Annotated in this window: 12 protein-coding genes and 2 tRNA genes; all 14 read right to left on the reverse strand. The window is 59.1% G+C overall.

What is annotated here, in order from left to right; genetic code table 11:
• Positions 1-157: 157 nt before the first annotated feature.
• The gene (locus Q0D52_RS04355) at positions 158-1,258 is read right to left on the reverse strand and encodes a nucleoid-associated protein (RefSeq protein ID WP_294380404.1); all 1,101 of its coding nucleotides are present in this window, start codon (positions 1,256-1,258) and stop codon (positions 158-160) included.
• 103 nt (positions 1,259-1,361) lie between these two features.
• On the reverse strand, positions 1,362-2,285 hold the full coding sequence (murB, locus tag Q0D52_RS04360) for a UDP-N-acetylmuramate dehydrogenase (protein ID WP_294380406.1): 924 nt from the start codon (positions 2,283-2,285) through the stop codon (positions 1,362-1,364).
• A 5-nt stretch (positions 2,286-2,290) separates the two neighbouring features.
• Complete coding sequence (locus Q0D52_RS04365) at positions 2,291-3,712, reverse strand: LuxR family transcriptional regulator (protein WP_294380408.1); 1,422 nt, start codon at positions 3,710-3,712, stop codon at positions 2,291-2,293.
• 405 nt (positions 3,713-4,117) lie between these two features.
• Positions 4,118-4,369 (reverse strand): twin-arginine translocase TatA/TatE family subunit, encoded by a 252-nt coding sequence (gene tatA, locus Q0D52_RS04370; protein ID WP_294380410.1) that lies wholly within the window; start codon positions 4,367-4,369, stop codon positions 4,118-4,120.
• 474 nt (positions 4,370-4,843) lie between these two features.
• Entirely contained in the window at positions 4,844-5,761 is a 918-nt protein-coding gene (locus tag Q0D52_RS04375; protein ID WP_294380412.1) for a formate dehydrogenase accessory protein FdhE, read from the reverse strand.
• A 269-nt stretch (positions 5,762-6,030) separates the two neighbouring features.
• On the reverse strand, positions 6,031-6,795 hold the full coding sequence (locus tag Q0D52_RS04380; protein ID WP_294380414.1) for a cytochrome b/b6 domain-containing protein: 765 nt from the start codon (positions 6,793-6,795) through the stop codon (positions 6,031-6,033).
• Positions 6,795-7,736: a 4Fe-4S dicluster domain-containing protein gene (locus Q0D52_RS04385; protein WP_294380416.1), complete on the reverse strand. Its 942-nt coding sequence runs from the start codon at positions 7,734-7,736 to the stop codon at positions 6,795-6,797. Before Q0D52_RS04385 ends, Q0D52_RS04380 begins: the two co-directional genes overlap by 1 nt.
• Positions 7,737-7,747: 11 nt before the next feature.
• Positions 7,748-10,957 (reverse strand): molybdopterin-dependent oxidoreductase, encoded by a 3,210-nt coding sequence (locus Q0D52_RS04390; RefSeq protein ID WP_366930324.1) that lies wholly within the window; start codon positions 10,955-10,957, stop codon positions 7,748-7,750.
• Between the two features lie 672 nt (positions 10,958-11,629).
• The gene (locus Q0D52_RS04400) at positions 11,630-12,727 is read right to left on the reverse strand and encodes a hypothetical protein (protein WP_294380421.1); all 1,098 of its coding nucleotides are present in this window, start codon (positions 12,725-12,727) and stop codon (positions 11,630-11,632) included.
• Between the two features lie 77 nt (positions 12,728-12,804).
• Positions 12,805-13,338: a GNAT family N-acetyltransferase gene (locus tag Q0D52_RS04405; RefSeq protein ID WP_294380423.1), complete on the reverse strand. Its 534-nt coding sequence runs from the start codon at positions 13,336-13,338 to the stop codon at positions 12,805-12,807.
• Between the two features lie 184 nt (positions 13,339-13,522).
• Positions 13,523-15,040, reverse strand: a complete 1,518-nt coding sequence (locus Q0D52_RS04410) for a GNAT family N-acetyltransferase (protein ID WP_294380435.1) — start codon at positions 15,038-15,040, stop codon at positions 13,523-13,525.
• Between the two features lie 155 nt (positions 15,041-15,195).
• Entirely contained in the window at positions 15,196-18,072 is a 2,877-nt protein-coding gene (gene uvrA / locus Q0D52_RS04415; protein ID WP_294380425.1) for an excinuclease ABC subunit UvrA, read from the reverse strand.
• Positions 18,073-18,195: 123 nt separating this feature from the next.
• Positions 18,196-18,271: transfer RNA gene (locus Q0D52_RS04420), tRNA-Gly, on the reverse strand.
• A gap of 105 nt (positions 18,272-18,376) precedes the next feature.
• Positions 18,377-18,451, reverse strand: a tRNA-Val gene (locus Q0D52_RS04425).
• Positions 18,452-18,970: the final 519 nt, after the last annotated feature.

Consider the following 18,970-nt stretch of genomic DNA (forward strand, 5'->3'; position numbering starts at 1 on the left):
TCGGGGACGTAGCGTTATTTGTCACGCCTTTCCGCGATATGCGCAGCAAGGCCTCCCGATACGAACCTAAAAAAAGCCCTGTCGAATCGAACATGACCCACATGCAAACCGGACAGATAAGCCTACGTCCCCGAAGTGTCAGGAAGCGAGTTCAGGGTTAGCGGTTCTCGATGCTGCCGATGTTTTTGAGCTCGATCTGGATGAGGCCGTTCGGGGCGCTTTTGAACTCGATGAGCTCAGTGTTATGGCTGTATTCGGCGGGAAACGTCAGCACGATGCCCGTGTCGGTGACGATCTTGTGGTTGCGGCTTACGCGCTTAGCCACGTCGCGCTCCATGTGCACGCTCTCGCCGAGCTGCTCGTCAGCGGCAGCCTGCTCGAAGCGACGGCGCGGGCCCTCGTCGTCGAAGACTTCGTCAACGAACTCGTCGAACGGCACCTCGTCGGAATCATCGGCGTTCTCGGCCAAATAGGCCTTCGCACGACCCATGGCCACGGCGGAGTTCATCCCGAACTCCTCGGCAACTTCCTCGACCAGGCCCATCGTGGTATCGAACAGCTCCTTGCTCGACGCCTCGTTGGAGCACTGCAGCAGGCCGTCGGGAATCAGCCAGCGCTCCTCGCCCGCGATCTGACGGGCCTTGTCGACGAACTGCACCGCCATGGTACGGGCGTTCACCAACGCAAACGACGCGATCTTCTGGGAAGGGTTCGGCAAAATGGCGTGATGCCGCTCGATGTTGTTGCGCGTTGCGCCGTCTTCGCCGCGCCCGACCTCGTGCATGAAGGCGGGCTTGCTCTCAAGCAGCAGCAAGCCGAAATAATGCTCGCTGCGCGCGTTGTACGCCGCAGCCTCGGCAGCTGCGGTAGCTGCCGCGATCTCCTCCTCGGTGGCGTCATCGGCCAACGGCGGCATAGCAGGCGGCTTTTCCTGATCCTCGAAATCGACCACCAGCAGATCGCACGACGAGGGGTTCTCCATACGACCGAGCTCCTCCGACATGAACTGCGCAACCTGCACGGAAAGGTCGATGAAGTCGCGCTCGCCCTTGAAGTACGCGCTCAACTCAGCCGCAAAGCCGCTGTCGGGAAAGAACTCTCCGCGACGGTTATCCATGCCGCCCAGCGCATGTCGGGCGATACGCATCACGTAAGATTTGACGTTTTTGTTCGTCAAATCCAGCTCATCTTCGGAAAACACGTTCACGCATGACACGAAATCGAACACGTGCAACACTGCGTGGTTGATCTTGAACATCCGGATTCTCCCCTGCCTACCTAAAACTTGCGTAAGCAAAACAAGTTGCGACACCTCGCCTTGCTAACGCCAATCTTCCACTCTTCTTCGAAACGGGCGCGCCCTAGGCTTCGTCCTCGAAACCCCACATGCGCACCTCGGGATACATGCGAACGCCTTCCATCTCGTACACGCGGCGCTGCACCTCGGCGATGAGATCGCGGACATCGCGCGCCGTTGCCCCGCCGGCGTTCACCACAAAACCCGTGTGCTTCTCGGAAACCTGCGCACCGCCGACGCGGAAACCGCGCAAACCGGCATCTTGGATCAACTTTCCGGCGAAGTACCCGGCAGGACGCTTGAAGGTGCTGCCAGCGCTGGGCATTTCGAGCGGCTGCTTCTCAGCGCGACGCTGAGCGAGATCATTCATGCGTGCGCGAATAGCGGCAGGCGAATCGGGACGCAGCTGCAAGGTTGCCGAGAGCACAGCCCAACCGGCGTCTCCCATCATGGAATGACGATACCCCCAGCATGCCTGCCAGGCATGTAGGTAGACGATGCGCCCCTGCGGCGTGGCGCACACCAGCGAACAGCACACGTCGCGGAACTCCCCGCCATAAGCGCCGGCGTTCATGATGGCCGCACCGCCGATGGTTCCGGGGATGCCGCTGGCGAACTCGTAACCCGCCAAGCCGGCAGCTGCGGCGGCCTCGGCAACCTGAGCGTTCGACGCGCCGGCTTCGACCGTCATACGGGAACCTTCCACGGAGATACCCGAAAAACGCTCGGCGAATCGCACGATGACTTCGGGCACGCCGGCATCAGCCACAAGCAAGTCGCTGCCCAGGCCCAACAAACGCACAGGTTGGCACGCTTCACAGCATGCAGCTAGAACGTCTGCCGCCTCCTGTACGCAAGACGGCTCGACCACCACGGCGGCGGGACCGCCGATCTGAAACGTGGTCAGCTCGCTCATGGGCACATCCTTGCGAACCGCCTGCGAACCAACGATGCCTCGCAGCGTTTCCAACAACGTCTCGTTCAACATGCAGATCACGACTCCTTACCGGATAGCAATGCCTGGGATTCAAGTTCGCCCAGGTCGATCAACTCTTGTCGGCTATGCACGCCGCATTTCCCATAGATACGGCGCAAATGGGTGTCAACGGTGCTTTTCGCGATGAACAGCTCCGCTGCCATGCGCTCACCCGTTCGACCGCGAAGCGCCAGCGGCAAGATCTCGGACTCGCGCTTGGAAAGCTTGAACTTCGCGGCCATGACCCGACAGGCGTCTCCGAAGCGGTCAGCTTGCTTGGCGATACGGGAAAGCGCCAAGAAGTCGCCTTCCGTAAACAAGAACAGATAGGCGAACAGCGTGGCGAAGCCCGCACAAGAGGCGACGGCGAAGGGGATATCGCCCGAGGGCGAGACGATCTGCAACGCATTGCCCAACGCAAGACCACCTGCTTCGCCCAGGTAGAGGGCCGCAAAACCCCTTGAGAAGGAAAGCGCAGCATCCATACCGGTCAGCTTCGCCATCAACACGAACAACGAGACGAGCACGGCGGAAAGGCCCAGGTAGCCCGCAAGCACGATGGAGTCGCCGGGAACCCCATAAGGCTCGAGGACGGGCATGAACAGGTAGCCCGCCATCATCACCAGCAAAGCAAGGCGATACACGCCCACCAACAGCCTGCTGACTTCGCCATTGGAGCCGCTACGGCGGGCGGAAACGCCCACCACCTGCAACGACCCGGCGCAAAACAACGCCAGCAGCAGCAACGTTGCCGCAAACGTCGGCGTAGCCACGCTACCAGGGTCGGAAGCGTAGGTCTCCATGAGCCCGCCCGCCAAACCGAACACGACGGAGCCTCCCACGACCTTGCGCGAGATGCGATGAGTTTCGACCGTCTGCTTGTTTGAAGCGAACAACGTGGAAAGGGTGAACGGCGAGGGCCGTTGCGCAGCGGAGCTTCCCTCGGCCCGCTCGCTCGAGCGCAGCGGCTCGATGCCGCCAAGCGCCCAGGCGCTACCGAACGGCAGCAGATTCGCCAACGCTGCCGCCAGCGGAACCTGCGAGCATGCGACGGCGAGCAGGAACGTGAACACCGCGGCCACGGCAGTAGCAAGCAGCACGCCGCGGGAGCTTTCCCCATGCGATCGGGCACCGAGCGCCCTACCCCAAGCCGCGAGCATGCATGCAAAGGGCACGCCGACGAGCATGCCCTCCATGACCATGGACGCTAAGCCGTATTCAGCAGGAAGGGAAACCGACGAGCCGATGGCCAGCAACACCGCATAGCACCACATAAGGGAACGGTTCAACAACACGTCGCGCACACGCAGCGCGACAGCCCGCAGCACGATAAGCGTAGCCGCTGCGGAAAGTAAGGTGATGAGCAGGTCGATGCGCTCGAAGGTCAAGCCTCCGATGGAAAGGGCGCTGTTCCATCCCATGTAAAACAACGCAAACATGAACGCCTGATGGCACGCGTATCCAAGAAGCGTGCGAACAAGATCGGGATCGAAGCGCGATTCAGTTGCGCCGGTATGATGAATAGAAGATTTCTGCATACCGCAAAGTGTACCAGCAAGCACAGTCCAGGCCCCGACCACGCGCGAGGGACCACAAAAGATAACCTGCGCAAAACCGATTGCTTCGACTTTTGCGGCCCAAGCATCAAAATCCGAGGCGATCAGCCCCGGTAACCGCGGTACCCTCCCCGAAATCAACAGCTCGTTGACCTGCTATCGCGGATAGACCGATCGCCTGTGATAACCGCTCAGGATATAGCGAAACGCCCACGCAGAACACTGCACGGGCGTTTCACTGTTTGCTGTATTTCCGGAAACGGGAGCTTTCGCACCCCCGGGGAAACCTTATTCCTCGCTTGCTGCGGGAGCCTTCTTAGCAGCCTTGACGGCCTTCTTCTTGGGCTCCTCCTCGACCTCGTCATCTTCGTCAAGGTCGATCTCGGGCTTACCCTCGTCGGAGGTCATGCCCTCGCGCAGGCTTTTAACGGACTTGCCGATGGCGCTGCCGAGCTTGGGAAGGTTCTTCGGGCCGAAGATAAGCAAAACGACGACCAGGATGATAAGCAGCTCGGGAACGCCCATGCCCAAAAACTTCATTGATGACTCCTCCTTTTAGGATGCTGCAAAGCGGAACCGACATCGCCCGCATCGCTTGTACCGTGACAGGCGATCGCACCCGTCAGCTCGTTTCAACGGATTCGATGATGCCCACAACGAAGGGGCCCGTCTATCATGCAAACCCGTGATTTCGTACCTAAAACCCCCAAAACCTTTGTCATGCAAATTGAGTACAAGTGACGTTTTGCCTGATGGGAGAGCTACAGTACAAGTTAAAGGACAACATATCCCGGAATCGCGATACGACACGCCCGACAGAACGCCTGCGAGCCCATGTCAACCATGGGCAGCGGCAAAATGCGCAAACCCTGTCACGGCATCCGCAAATGCCAGGGTGCTCGCCTTAGCTGCACATGCCCATCCAGACTTCAGCGGCAGCTCTATCCGCAAAACGAAAAAGGCAGGGGACAAACCCCTGCCTTCGAACGGACACCGGAAAATGAAGCTTAGCGTCTAGTCCTGCTGCGCTTCCTGCGCTACCAGCTGACGGTATGCAATCAAATCAAGCTTCGCCATGACCACATCCTCGACCTCGTAGCTGAACGGATACAGCTGCGCCATGGGACCGTCCTCTTCATAGACGGTGCGCACATATCCGCCGCACTCGTCGCACGTTGCGATGCGATGATCGTCGTCGCCCTCGACGTTGAAGAAGTGCAAGTGACCCTGATTCTGCGTACCGCAACGGGCGCAGCGCACGCGCTCGATATCCCAGACGCAACCGCATTGCGCGCACCACAGCGCACGACCACGGCCCTTGGTCTTCGTGCCGGCTTGGCCGACGTGAGCAACGGAAGCCTCGCAACCGCACACCGGGCAATGGACCGGATACGGCTGATCGGCGTCACCTGCGACGCGTGCGGCCTGCACTGCTTGGGCAGCGGGCTCCAACAGCGCGCGCAACGCCAACGAAACCACCGCACCGCCCATACGTGCGGCATCCTCGCCAAGGCCGTCATCCTGCAAAAGGCCCACGAACGCTCCCACATACGCCGTCGGGTCGCTTCCTGCCAGGCTCATATCCGAAGCCGACACCAAGCGATCCCAACGCACGCCGGCAAGCGTATCACGGGCTGCCAGATCGAACTGCTCGAACGCCGCCATGGCCCCCGCCAAACGCTGCGCAGCATCGGCCAACGAATCAGCCGGGATGCCGGCAGGATACGCGCGCAGCACCGGTTGCTCTGCGTTCGAGCATTCCTTGAGCGTGTCCGCATCGGGAACCACATGCTCGACCTTTGCAGCATGCTCCTTCTGAACCTCGGCCTGAACGCCCCACAAGGCGCGGAAGAAACGCAAGCGTTCCTGCTCGGATTCGGAGAGCTTCGGCATATAGGCCTTCATGACCATATCGATTTGGTTAAGATCCATAGTTGATTACCGCTTTCATCTCATCGAAACGATCAAGTCGAAACCTGACACGCGGTGCGCCCACAAGATCTGTCGACGCGACCGAAGCCTGTTGACAACCAGCTGCATGCACGTCATGCCATCCAGCTACGCGCCAACACGCGACCTCTCAGGTAAACGGTAGCCCGACGCTCACCTCTGCGAAAGAGGCGTCTGCGAAGCACCGGGCTACCGACTAGATGGGCGGCGCACCACACGCCGCCCATCATGGTTTCAGGTGCGGTCAGGAGCTACTTGGCATCCTTCTCGACCACGTTCTTGCCGGAGGTGATCTCCTTACGAGCCCAGTGGCCCCAGTGATACAGAGCATCGGCCTCGGAAACCAAACCGTTGCCGAACATCAGCTTGTACGTGCCGCGGTAAGGCTGGAAGATGCCGCCGCCCAGGAAGATATGGGCCAAGCCGAACACGGCGATGAGCAAGAAGCCCAGGTCGTGCAGGAACAGTACCACGCCATAACCCGTGCCCAGGTCGGCAAAGGTGGAACCGGCCACTAGAATCAGGCCGGTGACGCCCATGAGAGCGCCCGCCAGCCACAGCATGCCATCGGCGAAACGCTGGCCGGACTTCACCTCGTCCTGGTCGGGCATGTGGATCCACTTCGCCATGAACAGGTACGGGAAGAACAGCATCATCCACTTCTTGTCGTCGCTGTTCCACTTCGCGAACAGGTTCTTGAAGATATGCGCTACGCCCTTCGGAGCCATGATCGCGCTGATAAGGGGCACCAGCACGAAGATGAAACCGAGCACGCGATGCGACATGCGGATGACGAACACGGTGTCGGCGCCGACCGCTTGCGCAAGCTGCGGGACGAACACGAACAGGCCCGAGATGGCAAGCAGGATGCACACGATGACCGTGATGCCATGCGTCAGGCGCGCCTGCTTCGAATGACGGACGATGTACTTCTCCTTGCCGGATGCCGCGCGCTCCTGGAGAAACGCCGCGTCCTTGGCGCGGGCTTCCGGGGAAACGTTAACGGAGTGGCTCATTATTTGTCCCCCTTCTTACCGATCGGAAGGTTCTCGGTGATGTGCTCCATCACCGTCTTATCGTCCTGCGGGTCGCCGTGCTGCACCACATCGCCGGTGATGACCGAAACCGTGTCCTCGGTCTCGGGGTTGTACGCCAGCTTGTCGCGCTTGTAGCCCACAGCCAGGCCGAACATGGCGGCCAGACCGGCCACGGTCAGGCCCGTGATGGCGCCGGTGACCGGCTTGATGATCTGGGTCAGCTGAGCCGTTGCGGGAGCCTGCGGGTCCTGCACCTGGTCATGAGCGTCGATACCGTACTTGAGCACCTGGATGACATGCAAGCCGCCCATCTCGTGCTCGCCGTACAGGCAGGCATCGGGATAGCCGTTCTCATGCAGCCAGGCGACCTTCTCCTTGCCCTTGGCGATCATCTCGTCGCGATCGCCGAACTGCAGGGCGTTGGGCTGGCATGCGGAAACGCAAGCCGGCGCCATGCCATGGGCCACGCGGTCGGCGCAACCCGTGCACTTGTCGATGACGGTCTTGTCAAGAAGCCCGTTGGACTCGTAGCGCGGAACATCGAACGGGCAGGCGCTGTGGCAGTACTGGCAGCCGACGCATTTGTCCTGGTAAACCTCCACGAAACCGGTCTCCTCGTTGCGCACGAGCGCGCCGCCAGGGCACACCGAAGCGCAGGGAGCATCGGTGCAATGCTGGCATGCACGACGACCGAATGCCCACTTCACCGGCTTGATCTTGCTATCGCCCTCAAGCTCGTTGAAGGTGATGATCAGGCGGGTGTCGCCGTTGAGGTCGACCGGGTTCTGATGCGTGCCGGACCACTTTGCCTCGTTCGTGCCCAGGGGGCTCGGCAGGTTGTTCCACGTTTTGCAGGCAACCTGGCAGCCCTTGCAGGCGGTGCACTTGGAGGAATCGAAATATACAGCCTTTTCAGTCATGTCAATCCCCCTTATGCCTTCTCGATGTCAACGAGGAACGCCTTGTATTCGGGCGTGAACGAGTTCGGGTCGCCGACGTTGGGCGTCAGGTCGTTGACCACGTCGCCCGTGCCATACAGATCGGCCCAGCCGAAGTGGTGAGTCAAACCGACCTGGTGCTGCACCTTGCCGTTGACGTTCATCGGCTGCAGACGCTTGGTGACCAGGGCGGGCACCACGACGGAGCCGCGGTTGTTGAACACGCGCACCTCATCGCCGTTCTTGATGCCCTTCTCGGCAGCGAACTCCTCGCTCATCTCGACGAACTGAGCCGGCATGGACTCCACGAGCGCCGGGCACAGACGGGTCTGGCCGCCGGTCTGCCAATGCTCGGTGACGGAGTACGTGGTGGCCACGATCGGGTACTGCTCCTTGGTGCCCTGCTTCGTGGATGCGTACTGCGTGCCGAACGCGCACGGGTTGTGGAACGCGCCGTTAAGCGGGTTTTCATCGCACGGCGACTCGAAGGGCTCGAAGTGCTCGGGCAGCGGGCCGTCGACCATGCCGTAGCTCTCCAGGCGGGCGTTCTGCTCCCACAGCATGAAGAAGGTCTTGTTGTTCGGCGGAACCGGCTTGTCGCCCTTGACCGCGACGAAGTCGGCCTGGTCGACCAGGATCCACTTCTCGCCGTTCCACTCCATGAGCTTCTTGTCCTCGTTCCAAGGCTTGCCCTGCATGTCGCAGCTGTTGCGGTTGTACAGGATGCGGCGGTTGCTCGGCCAGCTGAACGCCCACTCGGAGTTCAGGCCGATGCCGGACTTGTCCTCGGTGTTGCGGCGGCACAGCGGCTGCTCTGCCGGGTCGAGCGGAGCATCGTTGTTGTTCCACATACCGGAGTAGATCCACATCGCGCAAGCGGTGGAACCGTCGGCGCCGAGCTCGGCATAGCCGCTGAGCAGGTCGGTCTTCGGGTTCGCGGAGCTGGTATCGCACTCGGTGCCCGCCACGCGATAGCCGTTGAGGGCCCAGGCCACGGGGCGCGGGTCGATCTTGCCGTCCACGTAGTAGTCCCACTTGGTCTTGAGGATCGGGTCGGGGTTTGCGCCGCTCTCCTTCTTGTACAGGTCGCAGATGGCGGTCCAAAGCAGGTCGCACATCTCGTAGTCGGGCTTGGCCTGATCCCACGGCTCGACGGCCTGGTAGCGGTACTGCATCCAGCGGCCGGAGTTCAAGATGATGCCCGGCTTCTCGTATATCAGCGCGCACGGCAGGTAGTAGACCGTGGTGTCGATCTCAGACGGGTTCATATCCGGGGCGTTCCAGAAGCTGGCAGACTCGGTGATAACCTGGTCGGCAACGACCAGCCAATCGAGGTTGGCCATGGAGCGGCGCACGTTGCCGGCGTTCGGGGCCGAATGGCAGGGGTTCATGCCCCAGTTGAAGTAGCCCTTGATGACGCCCTGCTGCATGAGCTCGAACGTGGAGATATGCGTGTAGTCGACGGCGCCCGTCTCGGACGGGACCTTCGGCCACCAGTCGTAACCGTAGTCGTTGTCGACGGTGGCGTTCTCGCCGAACCACTCCTTCAGGGAGGAGACGATGAACTTCGGCTTGTTGGTGTAGTAGCCGTCGGAATAGGTCTGAGACTCCAGCCACTTGCGCAGGCTTGCACGATCGGTGGTGTTTGCCCACTTCAGATAAGCGGGATGCTCGTTGACCATCATGCCCATGTCCGTAGCGCCTTGGACGTTGGGCTCGCCGCGCAGCGCGTTCACGCCGCCGCCGGGGATGCCGATGTTGCCGAGCAGCAGCTGCATGACGCACATGGCGCGCGTGTTCTGAGCGCCATAGGTGTGCTGGGTCTGGCCGAGTGCGTAGAGCACGGTGCCGGCCTTACCGGGCTTGGCGGTAGAGGTATAGGTTTTGTAGACGAGTTCGAGAACATCCTTGTCCATGCCGCAGATACCGCAAACGGTGTCGAGCGTGTAACGGGAATAGTGCTTCTTGAACTGCTGATAGACGCACATGGGGTCTTGCAGCGTCATGTCCTTCTTGGGGTTGGTGAGCGTCGGCGTGGTGAACTCAGGGGTGCCGGGCTTGTTAACCCAGGCGTACGCGCCGTTCTCGCTGGTATCCCAGTCCTGCGTGGACTCGGTCTCATAGTGCCAGCTGTGGGCGTTATACGTCTTGGTCTTCTCGTTCCAACCGCTGAACAGACCCGTTTCGGGATCGAACTTGTAGTCGGGATCAAGGATGTAGGAAGCGTTGGTGTAGTTGAGCAGGTACTCGAAGTTGTACTCGCTCATGTCACCGGTTTCCTGGTACTTGGCCAGGTTCGGCTCGATGAGGTGCTCGATGATGTAGTTGTACATGCCGCCGTAGAACGCGATGTCGGTGCCGGAACGGATGGGGCACCAGATATCGGCCTGCTCGGCCGTACGGGTGTAGCGCGGATCGACGACGATCCACTTAGCGCCCTGCTCATGGGCCTTCTCAAGCCACAGCGCGCTCACAGGATGGTTCTCAACGGAGTTGGAACCGCAATTCAAGATGACGTCGGTGTTTTGGAAGTCGCACCAATGGCTCGTCATGGAGCCACGACCGAATGAAGCTGCCAGACCGGCAACAGTGGGGCCGTGTCAAACACGAGCCTGATTGTCGATGGCGATGACGCCCAGGGAGCGCATCATCTTGAGGATCAGGTATTCCTCCTCGGAGTTTTCCTGGGAACCGCCCAGGCTTGCGATGGCCGGGGTGTAGTTCACCGTCAGGCCGTTTTCGTTCTTCTCGATGAACGAGGCATCGCGCGTGTCCTTGACCTTGCGGGCGATCTCGGCGATGGCGTCATCCCAGGAGATGTCCTCCCAGTCGCTTGCGCCGGGACGGCGCACCAACGGGCGCGTCGAACGCTTCGGGTTCTTGATGACTTCGCGCGTTTCGGGGTCCACCACGTTGCGCAGCTGGAACATGGTGGCGCCCTTCGGGCACAGGCCGCCCTCGTTGATGGGGTGATCCGGGTCGCCTTCCAGGTTGACCAGCTCGCCGTCGCGCACCGACAGCAGAGAACCGCAACCGCCTGCGCAATAGCAGCAGATGTTGGTGTACTCTTCGGTGTTCACCAGCTTCCAGTCTTGCTTGGACTCAGACGCGAACGCCTGGGTCTGCGAGGAAAGCTCGAACGCCATCGTGGTTGCCAGCGCAGCACCGGTTGCTTTGAAAAAGCCCCTGCGTGACAGGTTCATGCCCCTCACTCCTTTCCTACTCGTCTTGCACTCGTCTAAGAATCGATGCGAAACCGCCCACCGTGCCCTCTTGCCGATTGGAGGCTGCGGGAAGAAGGCGCCGAAGCGGCGCATCGCATATCCGCATCGTGCGCATGCGAATACTCATCCATGCTAATGCATAATTTGATACGAAACTGACACCATTCCGCCAAATGGTTCACAATTACACTCATTTGTACGGATAACCCGAAACGGGTTAGCGAAAACTGGACGATATAGCATGTTTGTCTAGGTTGTGTTCAAACTTACTCCATATCCTTGGCTAACACATAGAGCGACAATCGGATTATCTCAACGGAAATCGGACAGTTTTGTTGATTTGTTTATCTATTCAGATGATAATTCGAACGGCAAACGGAGCAAATCATCCGAAAAGCGGTTCATCAATCACGGTATTTTGGACGAATATGCTGCATAGCGACATTTCAGGATTGCATATTCTGAGACATGAATACACTCAGCGCGAATAGAGGATACCACGGAGAAAAGTGCATACTACCTTAGAAATCACAGCCAGCGAACGATGCACAACGAGCTGCCGCCGAGATGTTCGGCAATCAGCATCGTTCATCTGGCCTGAACGGCATAGCTAGAGGAACGAAGGGAACTTCGCGAACGGATACGAGACCGCTACAGGCTTTCAATGACCTTTGCGGACACGACGTTGCTCGGAGAGACCAAGATAGCCCCGACGCTATCCACATGAGGCGCATTCACGAAAAACGACCCGTTGGAATTGCCGCCCATGGTCGATACTTCTTCGTCCTGCAATGTGATCACGATATCAGCACCCTGCAGGTTGCGGACATAGGTGCGGACCGAGGAGATGCACACGACAAGATCCACCTTGCAATCGCGGAAGTACTTGATGCGCGCTTCGGCGGCTTTCTCGGAAAGCGGCACATCGACCGAAAACACACCGATGCGTTTCGACCCGCGTTTCAAGATGACGCCCTCGCTATATTGAGACGGATCCGTTGTATCGAGCACCAGCACCGTGGCGCCCTTCTCCTCATAGCTGGTCTGAACATCCTGAGGCGTTACCGGCTGCGTCTTGGCGACATCGATACCGCCACGCACAGTGACGGCCTTCAACGCGGTGTCGTTTCCTGAGGAGCGGTCCGTTTCGCCTTCGCCTTCTTCGGAATCATCGGGAACAGGTGCCGCGACGCTACCGACATCCGACGTCAAACCGGATGCCTCCTCATTGCGCGTTTGCCCCGCGACGCCATCAGAGGATTTCGAAGCCCCCGAAGATGTCTTGGAAGAATTGGATTTGGCCGAGTTCGTGCTGGAACCGTTGCCCGACGATACGCCATTCGCGGATGCGCCCGCATCCGCAGACGACGAGGAGCCGCCAAGGTCGGAAGATGCGGCAGTCGACGCAGCCGCATCTGAGGAACCGGTTGATGAAGAAGCGCCACCTGACCCCAAAGCGTTATCTCCGCCGGCCTTCTCGGCCGTGTCCGCGGAATCGTTTTCGACATCGGTCTGCGCATCGGAGCCGTTTTGGGAATCAAGCGTCTTCGCATCCGCCTGCACGGGAAGCGTACCCGCATAGACGATGGACGTATAACCTTCCATCTGGCCGACCTTCTCATCAATGGAAGATGCAGCGACGTTCCAAGAATGCCCTGCGACCATATACCAGGCAATCCCGAACGTGCTGAGCACGATCAGGATAAGGAATACGCCAAGCGCTTGTTTTTCACGAGTTCCGTTAGACATAACCACAAGTATAGTGAAAGGCCGGTAAACCGCCCGTATGTCGCAAACACACGCGCATAGTTTACAGAAAAGCCGGCCTAGAGCACCTTCTCGAACGCGACGCGATCGGTTGAAGCGCCTTCCGCGTGGCTGATATGCACGATGCCGCAACGGGTGAAACCGCAGCGCTCTATGAGCTTGAGCATAGGGATGTTACCGGGATGCGTTTCAATGCGCAGGCTCTCGCATCCGTGCTGACAGGCTACGGGTTCCGCAGACTGCAGCAGCTTGCGACCAAGACCCTTCCCAGCGTGGCCCTGCGCAACCGCAACGCGATGCAACACGGCATATCGCGGATCGCGCGAGTCGGAGTCCGTAAGCCATGCGCCCTCGATAGCATCGTAGACCGGTTCGCCAGTGAAGCCGATGACCGTGGTAGCGACTACGACCCCATCCTCTTCCAGGACATAGGAGTGACCGGCTTCGATGTCATCGCGCACGATCTGCTGCGTAGGGTACGCCCCTTGCCACTGATCGATGCCGAGACGACCGAGAGCGGCCTTGCCATCCATGAGCACGGCCCAGATGCCATCGAAGTCGCCATGGTCGGCAATGCGAAACTGCAATGTCATGGATATCCTCACTTCCAGCCGTCCATGCGGCTCTACCCCTTCTTCGCGAAGCGCAGCGAAGAAACTCCCTCAGCAATGGTAAACGTCCACGAGACGTTGGCAACCCAAAATCTCCAACGGAATCCAAATTGCAACCAACAGGATCATGGTTGCAAGCTCGATCGCGAGCCTGTCCTAAGCAGGCTCATCTCACACGCAGCTCATACGCGGAACGAGGCTTCTGCCAACCGAATCCATCGCGAACCTGGATGGTTCCGCAAAATGCAAAGCCCCGCTTCTCAAGCAGCCAGCGCATGGGCTCGTTCTCCGGATAGATATCGGCCCGCAAGCTTATGCGACCGCCTTCGCGGGCGATACGGCACGCGGTACCGACGATAAACGACCCCACGCCGCGCCTACGAACGGGCTTATCCACGACCACCCAATGCAATTCGGCATACTGCTGCGGCGAAGCCCCGATATCGGTAACCCATTCCCCCTTGATGCCGCGCTCATAGTTCTTGTCCGGGTCGAACGATACGCCGAATACGGCGATGAGCTTGCCTTCCGCATTCTCCACCACGTAGGTGGAGCCGTTGTTGATACTGCGCGTCAGACGACGCGATGACGGGTATTTCTTGAACTTGCCTTCATCGATGCCCATTTCAGCATACTGGCGATGGGCGTCGTCCAGGAGCGCCTCCACGCGAGCGATGTCCGCCATGGTCGCGGGCCTGCTACTGTAGTAGCCGAGCACGGAAGCACGACCGGCGAACACCGGCGGATCCTGCGGAAGCGGCTCCGTTTCAACGCCCGCAAGCTCGAGGGCGGATTCCCCGCCTTCCCGTTTAGGCTCGAGCTCGGTAACCATGACGATCATGACAAGGATGCAAGCACAGCCCGCGATATCCCAGGCGCTGACCGGGGTATGAAGCCACAGCACGGAAATGACCATTGCCGAAACAGGCTCGGCTGCGCACAACAGCCCGGCCTTAACGGGACCGCAGTCGTTGATTCCCTGCAAGTACAGCATATAAGCCGCACAGGTACCCACGACGATGACCGCAGCAAGGATGATGAGGAATGCAGGCGTGATTTCGACGGGGACGGCCCAGGGCTGCACCACGGGCGTGAGGACCAATCCGCCGAACAGCATGGCGAACCCGGTGACCATCAACGATCCCCACTTTGCAAGCACCTTCACCGGCATGAGGGTGTACAGGGCCAATGCGACAGCCGATACCATGCCCCAAAAGCACCCCTGCTGCGATAACGCCAATCGGGAAAGATCGCCCTGCGTGGCGATGAGGACAAGTCCCACCATGGCGAAAATAAGCCCAAGCACCTCGCGCGCATTGGGAAGGCGGCGCTTGCGCAGACAGGTCCACAACATGATGAGAACGAGTCCGAGTTGCTCGATGGTGGTACCCACGCCGGCGCTTGTGTGGTGGATGACGCTGAAATAGCTGACCTGGCATAACGCGATGCCGAAAATCGAGAACGCGGCGATGCTGATCATGGAGCGCCAATCGCGGAGCAACGCGCCCACAGAGCGCCAATCCTTCACGAACACGATAGCAAGGAAGAACACGGCGGAAATGAGCATGCGCACGCACGTGATCCAATAGGCAGGCGCGCCGAAATCGCCCATCACCAACTGTGCGCAGGTGCCGGAAAAGCCCCAGCAAACAGAACCAGCCAATGCGCAGACAATGCCACGCATCACATGTCCGCCCCGCAAAGCCGTTTCCTGATGCACCGCTACCGCTCCTTCCCGAATAAGAAACCCGCCTCTTACGCGGAGACGGGTTATCACTTGTAAAGCGTCAAAGACGCCCGCCGAAACCGGCGGGCGTCGCAATCTATGGAAACGTTATTCTACAACATGCGCGCAAGGAATCGTCCCGTATAGCTCTCCTTCACAGTAGCTACGTGCTCGGGAGTCCCCTCAGCAACCACGGTACCGCCGCGCAAGCCGCCCTCCGGCCCCAAATCGACGATATGATCTGCGCTTTTGATAACATCCAGGTTATGCTCGATAACGAGCACGGTATTACCCGCATCCACTAGACGCTGCAGGACCACCAGCAACTGTCGAACATCCTCGAAATGCAGCCCGGTAGTGGGCTCATCCAAAATGTAGAACGTTTTGCCCGTCTGACGACGATGCAGCTCGCTTGCAAGCTTCACGCGCTGAGCCTCACCGCCTGACAAAGTGGTGGCAGGCTGGCCCAAGCGGATATACCCGAGCCCCACATCGAAAAGCGTTTGAAGCTTGCGTTTGATCCCGGGAATGTTCTCGAAGAATAGCAAGGCTTCCTCGACCGTCATGTCAAGCACCTCGGAGATGTTCTTGCCTCGGTATGTGACCTGCAGAGTCTCGCGATTGTAGCGTTTGCCCTCGCACACCTCGCATGGCACATAGATATCGGGAAGGAAGTGCATCTCGATTTTGATCTGCCCATCGCCCTTGCAGGCTTCGCAACGGCCTCCGCTGACGTTGAAGCTGAATCGCCCGGGACCGTATCCGTGCGCTTTGCTTTCCTGCGTGCTCGCGAACAGCGCGCGGATATCGTCCCACAGCCCGATATAGGTTGCGGGATTGCTTCGGGGGGTTCTTCCGATAGGGCTTTGATCGATGTTGATCACCTTATCGATGTTCTCGACGCCGGTGATCTTACGATAGGCGCCCGTGCGCCGATGCGCATGGTTGACGCGATTCGCCAGCGCAGGAGCGAGCGTGTCGGTGATCAGCGAGCTTTTGCCGCTTCCGGAAACGCCCGTGATGACCGTGAACGTGCCGAAGGGGATGGAGAGCGTGACGTTGTTCAAGTTGTTCTCGCATGCTCCGGTGAGCTTGAGGCAGCCGCGCTTGGGTTTGCGACGCTGCTGCGGCACCGCGATCACGCGACGACCCGAAAGGTAATCGGCCGTAAGCGAACCTTCCGTGGCCGCAACCTCCTCAGGCGTTCCGGCAGCGACGACCATACCGCCACGCTCACCAGCACCCGGGCCCATGTCCACCACATAATCTGCGGCGCGAATGGTGTCCTCGTCATGCTCGACCACGATCACGGTGTTGCCAAGATCGCGCAAATGTTCGAGCGTTCCGATAAGACGCTCGTTGTCACGCTGATGCAAGCCGATGGAGGGCTCGTCAAGGATATAGAGCACGCCCATCAGACCCGCGCCGATCTGCGTGGCCAGACGGATACGCTGCGCCTCGCCGCCGGAAAGGGTTGCGGTCGCACGCTCTAAGGTCAGATAATCCAAGCCCACGTCCACCAGGAACTTCAAACGCGCAACGATCTCTTTCGCAATGGGATTCGCGATAGCACCCTGTTGCCCTTCGAAACGAAGATCGCTGAAGAATCGATAGCAATCAAGAGCGCTCATCTCGCATACCTCGTGAATGGACTTGCCACCCACGGTCACCGCGAGGATCTCAGGCTTCAAGCGTTTGCCACCGCACGTAGGGCACGGGACGACGGCGAAGTAGCTTTGCAGCTTCTCGCGTTGGGTATCGCTTTGCGCCTCCTGGTATTTGCGCATAACCGCGGCGAGCGCGCCCTCCCATTCTATGAACCAATAGGTGTTGCGCCCATCGACCGTGGTGTAGTCGACCCTGACCTTCTCTTCGCCCAAGCCTTCAAGCAAAGCCTTCTGGACCTTTTTAGGCATATCCTCCCACGGAGTGTTCTCGTCGCACCCCATGTGCAAGGCAACGGCCTTGAGAACCTGAGGGTAATAGTTACCGCTCTTGAAGGGCGCGATGGCTCCCTCGGAAAGCGTGAGCGAAGGATCGGGGACCACCAAGCTGGCGTCGACCTCTTCCCTGCTGCCGATGCCCGAGCAGTCGGGGCAGGCTCCATATGGCGCATTGAAGCTGAAGTCGCGCGGTTGGAGCTCATCCATGGAATGACCGTGCTCGGGGCAAGCCAAGGCCAAGGAGAACAGATGCTCGCCTTCGCCAAGACCGCCCTTTGCGCCGCTGGAAGCACCGCCCGCTTCGCCTTGCGGCTTGCCATCGGGACCAAGCACTTGCACAAGGACGCGACCTTCCGCAAGCTTCGTTGCAAGCTCCACTGCCTCGGCGATACGACCGGTTGCGGACTCTTTGAGCTGCACACGATCGACCACCACATCGATGAAATGCTTGATCTTCTTGTTGAGCGTGCGAGGCTGACCGTCAAGTTTCACTATCTCGCCATCGATGCGAACGCGGCTAAAGCCCTCATGGGTCAAGTCCGCGAAGAGCTTAGTGAACTCGCCTTTGCGACCCGCCACAACCGGCGCCATGATAATGGCCTTCGCGCCAGGATCCAAGGCTAGGATATCATCGGTCACTTGATCGGTAGTCTGCTTCTTGATGACGCGACCGCATTCCGGGCAGTGAGGAATGCCCACGCGCGCATACAGCAATCGAAGATAATCATAGATCTCGGTAGTGGTGCCCACGGTTGAGCGAGGATTGCGCGACGTGGTCTTCTGGTCGATGGATACCGCCGGGGAAAGACCGTCGATGCTATCAAGATCGGGCTTGCTCATCTGCCCCAAAAACATACGCGCGTAGCTGGAAAGGCTTTCGACGTAGCGCCGCTGCCCCTCGGCATACATGGTATCGAACGCAAGGCTTGATTTGCCGCTACCCGACAAGCCGGTGATCACAACAAGCTTGTCACGAGGGATGGTGATGTCGACGTTTTTCAGATTATGCTCGCGTGCACCCTTGATGACAATGGAATCCTGACCCATACTACCCAGCCTTTGAGAATCGCCTTAGTTTCCCGGGTATCCTACCATACGAACAGGTGTTTGTGCCGACGAATTTCAAAGCAACAAAAAAGCGACCGAGCTAGCTCGATCGCTATCAATTCATGGAGCGGACAACGGGATTCGAACCCGCGACCCTCACCTTGGCAAGGTGATGCTCTACCAGCTGAGCCATGTCCGCATGGTGCGATTCAGTTTAACCAATAACCCGAATACTTGCAAGGCAAAACCAATCTAATGATTGAAATCTCACCATGATTCAAAATATCGAATCAAACTGAAAAAATGGTGGGCGTTACAAGATTTGAACTTGTGACCTCTTCCGTGTCAGGGAAGCGCTCTCCCCCTGAGCTAAACGCCCGATCCTTCGTCTGCATCTTGGGGGGGCCAAGACGCAAGAAGATATAATACCGGATTCCGAGATCTACGCAAGACCCTATTTCGCTTTTTTTCAAATGAGCGACGAAACCTGATTCGCGAGCTCATCCGGTCCGCTTGCGATCGCCATCAAATTCGACAGGACATGCACGGTCGAGTCTAGGAAAGTCCCTTCTGGAGTTTGATTCGCAAGTTCATCCGAACTCCGTGGCTTCGCCATCAATCTCAGATAGACATGCGCGGCTGACTTCCAAAAGGCTCCTTTGGAGTCGATAGGAAATGGCTTTGAACAGCGGCGAATTCTACCGATCGGCAAATGCGAAGCCCACGAATCACCAACATCGCAACAGGAAGATTGATTCGCAAGTCCATCCAGACGCTTCTACAGATAAAAGAAAAGCGGTCGAATTCTCGACCGCTGAAAGTTCATGGAGCGGACAACGGGATTCGAACCCGCGACCCTCACCTTGGCAAGGTGATGCTCTACCAGCTGAGCCATGTC

The organism is uncultured Senegalimassilia sp., assembly GCF_934630535.1.
Classification (GTDB): Bacteria; Actinomycetota; Coriobacteriia; order Coriobacteriales; family Eggerthellaceae; genus Senegalimassilia.

Coding starts and splice junctions, on each gene's coding strand:
- Q0D52_RS04400 (WP_294380421.1), bottom strand. CDS start 12,727: ATGTCTAACGGAACTCGTGAAAAACAAGCGCTTGGCGTATTCCTTATC.
- Q0D52_RS04405 (WP_294380423.1), bottom strand. CDS start 13,338: ATGACATTGCAGTTTCGCATTGCCGACCATGGCGACTTCGATGGCATC.
- Q0D52_RS04380 (WP_294380414.1), bottom strand. CDS start 6,795: ATGAGCCACTCCGTTAACGTTTCCCCGGAAGCCCGCGCCAAGGACGCG.
- uvrA (WP_294380425.1), bottom strand. CDS start 18,072: ATGGGTCAGGATTCCATTGTCATCAAGGGTGCACGCGAGCATAATCTG.
- Q0D52_RS04410 (WP_294380435.1), bottom strand. CDS start 15,040: ATGCGTGGCATTGTCTGCGCATTGGCTGGTTCTGTTTGCTGGGGCTTT.
- Q0D52_RS04385 (WP_294380416.1), bottom strand. CDS start 7,736: ATGACTGAAAAGGCTGTATATTTCGATTCCTCCAAGTGCACCGCCTGC.
- murB (WP_294380406.1), bottom strand. CDS start 2,285: ATGTTGAACGAGACGTTGTTGGAAACGCTGCGAGGCATCGTTGGTTCG.
- Q0D52_RS04365 (WP_294380408.1), bottom strand. CDS start 3,712: ATGTTTGCGTTGTTTTACATGGGATGGAACAGCGCCCTTTCCATCGGA.
- tatA (WP_294380410.1), bottom strand. CDS start 4,369: ATGAAGTTTTTGGGCATGGGCGTTCCCGAGCTGCTTATCATCCTGGTC.
- Q0D52_RS04355 (WP_294380404.1), bottom strand. CDS start 1,258: ATGTTCAAGATCAACCACGCAGTGTTGCACGTGTTCGATTTCGTGTCA.
- Q0D52_RS04375 (WP_294380412.1), bottom strand. CDS start 5,761: ATGGATCTTAACCAAATCGATATGGTCATGAAGGCCTATATGCCGAAG.